The organism is Gammaproteobacteria bacterium (genome assembly GCA_003696665.1).
Taxonomy (GTDB): Bacteria; Pseudomonadota; Gammaproteobacteria; order Enterobacterales.
Window position 1 is genome coordinate 1 of the sequence record RFGJ01000634.1, and the last position, 2,164, is coordinate 2,164.

A 2,164-nucleotide genomic window follows, 5' to 3' on the forward strand; every position below is an offset into this window, starting at 1 on the left:
CTATCACAACCAGAAATTCCGGTTCGGTAGTTCGATCGTTCCGAAAAATCATGCGATAAAGAGAACGGATTCAAGCCCAAAACAAGATGATTTTCTCATACAGGCGAATTTGTGCCCAAAAATTTGCTACCTTGACAGAATTCGGAACTCCTTAACTTGTGACCGATGTGGTTAGGGAAAAGACGATGACGAGGCATCGACATTTTTGGGTTCATCACCTATAATTCATTTCACACATTCCGGCATACGTCAATCAATTCAGGAAACAGGTCATGAACACTCGAACGAAAGTCGAGCAGAAAATCCGCAAGCGTGTCGATTCTTGCACCGTTGTCGACTTGTTCGCCGGTGCAGGCGGCCTGACGCATGGATTCGTGTGCGAAGGTTTCCGGGTTGCTGCTGGTATTGATGCCGACCCTATCTTCGAATATGCTTACGAATACAACAATCCCGGTGCTCGATTCGTCAAAAAGAAAGTCGAAGACGTTACATCTAGCGAGTTGTGCGCATGGTATCCGGAAGGGCACGTCAGAATTCTGGCCGGATGTGCTCCTTGCCAGCCATTCTCTGCCTACACACGGATTCAAGGCAAACACCGAAGTTGGGGCCTGCTTTACGAGTTTTCCCGCTTGATCGAAGCCGTTCAGCCCGAGATCGTCACTATGGAAAACGTCCCCCGCTTGAAGACTTTCGATGACGGGAGTGTTTTCGGAGATTTTCTCAAAACTCTGGAGCGATGCGGCTATCAAGACGTAGTCCATTCCTGGCGAATCGTCCATGCACCCGATTATGGCGTCCCACAAGCCCGCAAACGCTTGGTCTTGATTGCTTCGAAATGGGGACCAGTCGAATTCTTGCGCCCCAGCCACTACCCTGGTACTTATCGCACGGTACGAAAGGCCATCGGATGCCTGCCCCCCATTGAGGCTGGTTCTTACGACCCGTCCGACCCCATGCATACGGCCATGGGACTCTCTCCGAAGAATTTGCAGCGCATTCGGGCATCGCGCCCTGGAGGAACGTGGCATGATTGGCCCGAAGAATTGCGAGCAGCCTGCCACACGAGGAATTCCGGCATGACATACAAGAACGTCTATGGACGCATGTCCTGGGACGACCTCGCTCCTACCATTACCACTCAGTGCTACGGATTTGGCAACGGGCGTTTCGGTCACCCTGAGCAGGACCGCGCCATTTCCATGCGTGAGGCTGCCTTGCTGCAAACCTTCCCTGCCGATTATCAATTCTTCGACCCCCAAGAATATGCACGCCCGCCAATTACCAGGATGGCTACCATGATCGGCAATGCCGTGCCGGTGGCTTTGGGGCGTATGATTGCCAAAAGTATCCGTCTGCATATCTATCAACATCGCGGCTGGTTACAAGGGGAACCATGACCAAGTCCACCATCAATTTTTCCGTAGATGCCCAACTCCTTCAAGAACTTGGCGAACGGCTGGTCGGGAAACCGGCCATGGCGTTGGCCGAACTCGTCAAGAATGCCTACGACGCGGACGCTACTTTCGTGGAAATTTCCTTCGATCCGGACAAGGAACTCGGAAATGGACGCAAAGGCGAAATCGTCGTTCGTGACGATGGGCACGGTATGACGTTCGAAGAGTTCCGCGATTTCTGGATGCGGGTGGGCACCGTTCACAAGACACGCCAAACGACTTCTCGCTATTTCCACCGCATCCTGACTGGTTCGAAGGGAGTCGGACGATTGAGCGTCCAGTTCCTCGCCAACGAACTAGAACTGAAAACCGTGCCTCGCGAGGGAGACGGTGCCTGGTTGTGGTCCTACGTCGACTGGGAAGACGCCATCAAGGTGAAAGACGCCGATGGTGTGCGGGATCTGACCTCGGTCTCCGTAGAGTACGAAATTCGAAGCGACCGGCCCCCATTCGGACATGGTACGGAATTACGGCTGCTTGACCTGAAACAGGAATGGAACACGGCCTCGCTACGGGAACTGGCGCGCGAAGTCTGGTGGCTCCAACCCCCCTTCCGCAAAGAGATTGCTTCCTTACCCCCAGAGCAACGGTTCGAAATTCGCTTCCGCGGCGCCGAAGACGCCTTTCGGGAATTCCAGGAGCAACTGGACGCCGTCCTCAAAATCCAGATGGCGCGAATCGTGGGAACGTATCATGAAGGCGTCACCAAC

2 protein-coding genes are annotated in these 2,164 nt (G+C 53.7%); both read left to right on the forward strand.

Translation table 11 applies throughout. The annotated features are described in order from the left end of the window. Positions 1-272: 272 nt before the first annotated feature. Positions 273-1,397, forward strand: a complete 1,125-nt coding sequence (locus D6694_15255; GenBank protein RMH34343.1) for a DNA cytosine methyltransferase — start codon at positions 273-275, stop codon at positions 1,395-1,397. Further along, on the forward strand, positions 1,394-2,164 hold a 771-nt coding region (locus tag D6694_15260), incomplete at its 3' end, for a hypothetical protein (protein RMH34344.1). The genes D6694_15255 and D6694_15260, both read left to right, overlap by 4 nt.

Coding starts and splice junctions, on each gene's coding strand:
- D6694_15255 (RMH34343.1), top strand. CDS start 273: ATGAACACTCGAACGAAAGTCGAGCAGAAAATCCGCAAGCGTGTCGAT.